The sequence below is a fragment of the Chitinophaga sp. genome, from assembly GCF_035564935.1.
GTDB lineage: Bacteria > Bacteroidota > Bacteroidia > Chitinophagales > Chitinophagaceae > Chitinophaga.
The window spans coordinates 1-6,114 of sequence record NZ_DATMTE010001134.1 but is presented as its reverse complement, the minus strand read 5'-3'; the positions used below and the strand labels follow the sequence as shown (position 1 = coordinate 6,114).

Annotated in this window: 6 protein-coding genes; 5 read left to right on the top strand and 1 reads right to left on the bottom strand. The window is 51.3% G+C overall.

All coding sequences use genetic code 11. From position 1 onward, the window contains the following. The 3 genes from VN105_RS29375 to VN105_RS29365 all read left to right on the top strand — a co-directional run. Positions 1–444, top strand: a 444-nt coding sequence (locus VN105_RS29375; RefSeq protein ID WP_325646997.1) for a TPM domain-containing protein, incomplete at its 5' end; no start/stop codon positions are given. A gap of 36 nt (positions 445–480) precedes the next feature. Continuing rightward, the gene (locus VN105_RS29370; protein WP_325646995.1) at positions 481–1,260 is read left to right on the top strand and encodes a TPM domain-containing protein; all 780 of its coding nucleotides are present in this window, start codon (positions 481–483) and stop codon (positions 1,258–1,260) included. Positions 1,261–1,277: 17 nt separating this feature from the next. Continuing rightward, entirely contained in the window at positions 1,278–2,207 is a 930-nt protein-coding gene (locus VN105_RS29365) for a hypothetical protein (RefSeq protein ID WP_325646993.1), read from the top strand. Positions 2,208–2,392: 185 nt separating this feature from the next. On the opposite strand, the gene VN105_RS29360 is transcribed toward VN105_RS29365, so the two are convergent. Further along, positions 2,393–4,630: an alpha-L-rhamnosidase C-terminal domain-containing protein gene (locus tag VN105_RS29360; protein WP_325646991.1), complete on the bottom strand. Its 2,238-nt coding sequence runs from the start codon at positions 4,628–4,630 to the stop codon at positions 2,393–2,395. 135 nt (positions 4,631–4,765) lie between these two features. Between VN105_RS29360 and VN105_RS29355 the strand changes: the two genes are divergently transcribed. Together VN105_RS29355 and VN105_RS29350 are read left to right on the top strand one after the other, a co-directional pair. Beyond that, on the top strand, positions 4,766–5,305 hold the full coding sequence (locus tag VN105_RS29355; RefSeq protein ID WP_325646989.1) for a DinB family protein: 540 nt from the start codon (positions 4,766–4,768) through the stop codon (positions 5,303–5,305). Positions 5,306–5,371: 66 nt separating this feature from the next. Continuing rightward, positions 5,372–6,112, top strand: a complete 741-nt coding sequence (locus VN105_RS29350) for an SDR family oxidoreductase (RefSeq protein ID WP_325646987.1) — start codon at positions 5,372–5,374, stop codon at positions 6,110–6,112. Positions 6,113–6,114 lie beyond the last annotated feature (2 nt).

The window sequence follows — 6,114 nt, the reverse complement described above, 5'->3', positions numbered from 1 at the left end:
TTTAAACGGAAAGAGATTTTTTCAGAAACAGAAAAAGAAAGACTGGTGCACGCTATCCGGGTAGCAGAACGGCTTACCTCCGGGGAAATCAGGTTGTTTGTAGAAAGCCATTGCAGTTATGTGGATCCTATGGACAGGGCGAAAGAAGCTTTCGCATCGCTGGACATGGCAAAAACAAGATTACGCAATGGCGTATTGGTATATGTGGCCATCAGAGACCGGCAGTTTGCCATCCTGGGCGACCAGGGCATACACGAGAAAGTAGGTAACGACTTCTGGGAAAAAGAAGCCGGGTTATTGATCAGCCACTTTCAGGAAAATCGTATTATCGATGGCATCGAAGCATGCATAGCGGAAATAGGCGCCTCACTCCGTACCTTTTTCCCGCATGAAGCCGGTGATGATGCTAATGAACTGTCCGACGATATCGTCTTTGGTAAATAACGGCCACTCTTTTTAAACGATTTTAGCTTTGATACAATGAGGATACTACGCTGGTTTTTACCGGGATTATTGATGATGGCGGGTTTGCTGGCAAACGCCCAGAATATACCGCCCCGGCCTAATCCTCCCACTTTAGTGAACGACTTTGCAGGTGTGCTGCTGAAAAGCGAAGACGATGCCCTCGAACAAAAAGTAGTGGCTTACTTCGACAGCACCTCCACTCAGATAGCTATTGTTACACTCAAGTCCATCGGTGACTACGATATCAGCCAGGTATCATTAAAAATATTGCGTGATTGGGGAATAGGTACCAAAGGCAAGAACAATGGTATCCTTATTCTTGTTTCACTGGAAGACAGGAAGATCAGGATAGAAACCGGTTACGGTATGGAAGGCGTAGTACCCGACGCTACCGCTAACCAGATCATTTCCCAGATCATAAAACCGGCCTTCCGCGAAGGCCACTACTACCAGGGGCTGGATGGGGCCGTGGAGGCCATTCAGAAGGCAGCTGCCGGCGAATACCGTGCAGATCCCAGGCAAAGTAAACCGGGTATCAGCCCCGGCGCTATATTCCTGATCATTATGGTGATCGTGATCATCATTTCCATCATCAGTCGCGGCGGTGGCGGCGGCAGAGGTGGCGGCACCACCTACAACAGGCGTGGCGGATGGATCTGGCCGGTAATAGGCGGTATGGGCGGCTTTGGTAGTGGCAGCAGCGGCGGAGGATGGTCCGGTGGTGGAGGCGGCGGTGGCTTCGGCGGTTTCGGAGGAGGTTCCGGAGGCGGCGGTGGCGCCAGTGGCAGCTGGTAATAGCAGAAAACTATTTTATGTCATATTTGCATGTGTTAAACGGAGATGCTACCCTTGCCTTGTTCCGGCAAAGCAAGGTGCCGGGAGAAGTAGTGGTATGCAGGGAAATGATGTGTGAAGGCAAAGTAAAATACACAAAAGACCTCTCACAATTCTTTGAAAGCCGCGCCAAACACCTCGGGTATCATTACGGAATTGATAAACAAACCTATTTTACTAATGTAGTACAGGAGCTGGAGAAGCTGGATCTCTCCGGCTCCGCTGCAGACGAAATAGTCCTCTGGTTTGAATACGACCTGTTTTGCCAGGTTAATATGCTGTTCGTCCTCCACTATCTCAGCAGCCGGCTTACCACCCTTCCGCCCATCAGCCTGGCAGACCTCCATCATCATCCCACTGCCGGCGAGTTTCCGCAAATTTTTGAACAACGTACACGCCTTCAACCCAATGACCTTACCTGGGCCGCCGATGTTTGGGATGCCTGGTGCCAACGCACCCCGCAGGTACTTGAAACCATTAGTAAACTGCCTCCCGGGAACCTGAAATACCTCCCCGCAGCCATTACTGCACACCTGAAACGGTTCCCCGATATCAATACCGGCCTCAGCACCATTGAAAACTATTTCCTGCTCCGCCTCGTACTTGGCAGCTATCGCTGGTACGACCTCTACATGCTTTTCTGGAGCGAACTGGAAATATACGGCTTCACCAACTTCCAGCTGGATATCCTTATACATCGCATGGCTAACGCCGGCGTAATCGAAGAAAATGACCAGATGCTGAAAATCACCAGCCTTGGAAGAGAAATCCTGGAAGAAGAAGAAAACTACCTGGACTATGCCTCACTGGAGCATCACTGGCTCGGAGGTGTACCACTGGCAGGCACGCCCTGGCGCTGGGATCCGCAACTCAACGCCCTCGCGGAGATCGAAGCGGATGTTGTCTGACTCAGGATTAAACTGATTACACTGATTTGATTACTTTGGATTTAAAATGATTTTGGGAGATTTAAGCGGATACTTTCGCGTTTATCTCCCAAAATCTTTTAAAATCATCACAAAATTAAATCAGGGTAATCAGGGTAATCAGTTTAATCCTGAGTCAGACAAAATCCGCGTATCGCCGAAGGCGATCAAAGCGCAATATCCTGCGGGCCACCATGCAAAGTGATCTCCTTACCACGCCAGCGAAACTTCCCGGTGATACCGAACGGAACCCTAACGGTGCCGGTTACACGATTATTTCTGAATGCCAGGTCTACTTCTATTAAACCATCAGGATGCACCATGGTAGCTTTTACCTGTGATGAATTGCCGGGGTCCGGTGCAATCAATACGGTTCTGAAACCATAGGAGGCTGGTTGTATGCCTGCTGTAATGCCCAGCAGAAAAAGATTGGCCACAGCGGCGCTTGCCTGGTAAGCTGCCGCATTGTTTTGCTCCAGCAGCGTTGCGAGCGACTGTAATTCAGCAGGAAAAGTTTCCGTAACACCAGTTTCCTGCATTGCTTTAAAGATATAATACTTCTCACGTAACGATTCTTCCCCCGGCTGTTTTTCGGCCAGTAAACGCTGCATTACATTTTTCACCTGCCGGGGTGGTACCGCCTGTGCCAGCACCGCCATTGCATTGGTATAACGGGAAAATGTTTTCTTTGCCGCCGTTTCCGCATACAAACCTTTCCCTGCATCATAACATTGCTGATACCATACTTCCCTTAACTTATCGGCTGTACGGGTATACGTTAGCGAGTCGGCCTGCTTATCGCAATAACCGGCAATAACAGCTGCCTGCCGGAGCGCATACAGGTATTGGCCTGTGGTAGGCGACAACGCTACACTATCGTTGTATGGCATGCTGCCGGGCAAGTCCGTAGCCGGATCCTGGTAGCGATCCACCCAATCGAGGATGCTGCGTACCCCGGGAAAACATTGCTTCGCCAATTCCTTGTCAGCCCTGTAAAGCAAATAATCCTGGACAGCGCCGATCCATGCCAGTGCATCCGTTACTGATACCAGCCGGTCGTTCGACGGGTAACGCGAACGGACCAATCCTTCCGGTATACGCGACTGATCTGTTTGTACCAGCGCATTTCTGAACAGTTGGTCATCTCCCGAAAAAAAACTGATGGCAAGTCCCTGGATACGTGCCTCCTGTATGTATTGCAGCTGCCCGCTGAAAGGATCATTGTACAGGTTATCCTGCGCGCCTGTCAGTGCGGCTCTTTTACCGGTGGTCCAAAGGGAGTCGGCCATTGAGCCGGCGCTGAAAGCCGACCTGTCGTTCAGCAGGTACTGCGTATATACGTTGTAGTAATCAAGCAATGTGAGGGGCGACCGCCCCGTTTCGATGTCCAGCTGCACGTACCTGAAACTTCTATACCCCGAGGATATGAATTTACGGCGGGCGCCGCCATCCGGGTGCACAATGTCCTTTATCACCGTGCTGCTGGCATATGCCGGCCGGTAGGTAATATTGATAGCCGCTTCCAGTCCGCCGCTGATCAGCATTTCAGGAAACCCGATGGTTTGCTGCCCTGCATCCAGCAGCAACGTTACTTTTCGTTTAGCCGGTATAGTTAGTGGAGCCGTTCCTTTCAGCAGTGCTATGCTGGTTGTTGCTCCCTGCTGTGAAATAATGGCTGAAAATGATTGCCGCTCCTGGTACAAACGGCCAATGGGCGATGGCGTAAGTAAAGGCCAGTTAGCAGCGCTATGGCCTTGCAGGGCTACCCCGGCAGCAATGGTTGCGGCCTCCCAGGCGCTATCATTATATGCAGACTGTTCCCAGCCCCAGGGGTGATACTGTGCGGTAACGCTATCGCCGGGGTAAGCGCCGTAGAAAACGTTTTCCCCGGTTTTTACCGGTGCGGGGTGTACCGATTCATCTTCCATCACTTTCCAGGAAGCTGTTCCGGTGTTGATAATCGCTGCTTCTCCGGGTGTATGTCCCTGGATCAGCAGGCCCGTTCCGTTACTAAGCTGGCCGCGGGGCATATGCGGGCCGAAGTTCACTACTTCTGCAGCAATAACATTCACCCCGTATTTCAGGTAAGCGCTGATATCGATGGTTTCGTAATACCAGTTGGCCAGGTCTGATCGTGCAGGCCCTATGCCGGCCAGCCGTCCGTTTACATACAAACGGTAGCGGTTATCCGCAGAGAGGTGAATAATAAAGGGACCGGAATAGTTGAGCAACTGAAACTGTTTCCGAAAAAGGAATACGCCGTATGCGGAAGGAGAAGCATCGCCGGCAGTGATCCACCGGGCATCCCAGCGGGCAGGCACATTACCGTTCTTTTCCTGCGCCGGCAGGGCGGTGGCTAATCCGATAAATACCGGCAGCAGCAGGCATCGTAACAGGTATTTCATAGAAGGAGATTGTAGGTAGTCAGGATATATCGTCTGCAAATATATTAAATATATTATTAAGATGAATAAGTCGGGTGAATAGCCTGCCGCCGGCGGAAAATGTTCGTATATTCATCTTCCCTTAAAACTCACCAGATGAAAAAAAACGCTATCAGCCCGGACCCGGGATATTATGCCACTTATATCAACCTTGTACCGGACGTAGATCTTAAAACTGCCCTGGACGAGTCGTTGCAAACGCTGAATGCACTCGATGCCGCAGCGCTGGAGCCATTGGGTAACTACGCCTATGAGCCGGGTAAATGGACACTTAAGAATGTACTCCAGCATATTACCGATACAGAAAGGGTGTTTTCCTTCCGCGCGTTGTTGTTTGCCCGGAAAGATCCCCAGATGCCGCCGGGAATGGAGCAGGACGACTATGCCAGCAATGCGGAAACAGACGACCGGAGCGTTGCAGAAATACTGGCGGAGCTGAAAGCGGTGCGTAATGCCACTATTATGCAGTTCAATAACTTCTCGGCAGCGGCGCTGTTAAGAGTTGGGATGAGCTGGAAAACTGAGCTTTCGGTACTTGCACTTGGTTTCGCGATAGCAGGACACCAGGCGCACCATCTGAACATACTCCGTGAAAAGTACCTCCAGCCCAATTCTAACATGAAAGTTAGTAGTTAACAATTATCACTCCTCTTCTTTACCTGGGTTAACCGGTCTAGTTTTGCCAGCATAAAATCATTTATTATGAAACGTCTGGAAAATAAGATAGCCCTGGTAACAGGAGGTAGTCGCGGTATGGGCGCCGCCATTGTAAAACGTTTGGCAGGAGAAGGCGCTACGGTAGTATTTACCTATGTAAAGGGGGCTGCGCCGGCAGCCGCACTGGTAGAAGAATTAGCTGCCAAAGGACAGAAGGCAACGGCAGTAGCGGCCGACAGCGCCGATGTGAACGCAGTGGTGGCTGCGGTGGATCATACCGTTAACACCCATGGCCGTATAGATATACTCGTTAACAACGCCGGTACCGCAGTAATGAAAGCGTTTTCCGATTATACCCTGGAGGATTACGAACATACAATGGCCGTAAACACCCGTGCAGTATTTGTGGCCACACAGGCAGCTACCCGGCATATGGGCAGCGGCGGCAGGATCATCACTATCGGCAGCTGTATGGCCGACCGGGTAGTGGGGCCGCAAGGCACCTTGTACAGCATGAGCAAATCCGCGCTTACGGCTTTCAATAAAGGGCTGGCACGCGACCTGGGCTCCAGGGGCATCACCACCAACCTGGTACAACCCGGCCCGGTAGATACAGACATGAACCCGGCTGATGGCCCTCATGCAGATTATCAGCGTCAGCATATTGCGCTGGGCCATTACGGCACTGCTACCGATGTTGCTGACCTGGTAAGCTTCCTGGCTGGCCCCGAGAGTGCGTTCATCAACGGCTCTGCGCTGACAATTGACGGGGGGCTGAATAGTTAAGC

Coding starts and splice junctions, on each gene's coding strand:
- VN105_RS29370 (WP_325646995.1), top strand. CDS start 481: ATGAGGATACTACGCTGGTTTTTACCGGGATTATTGATGATGGCGGGT.
- VN105_RS29365 (WP_325646993.1), top strand. CDS start 1,278: ATGTCATATTTGCATGTGTTAAACGGAGATGCTACCCTTGCCTTGTTC.
- VN105_RS29360 (WP_325646991.1), bottom strand. CDS start 4,630: ATGAAATACCTGTTACGATGCCTGCTGCTGCCGGTATTTATCGGATTA.
- VN105_RS29355 (WP_325646989.1), top strand. CDS start 4,766: ATGAAAAAAAACGCTATCAGCCCGGACCCGGGATATTATGCCACTTAT.
- VN105_RS29350 (WP_325646987.1), top strand. CDS start 5,372: ATGAAACGTCTGGAAAATAAGATAGCCCTGGTAACAGGAGGTAGTCGC.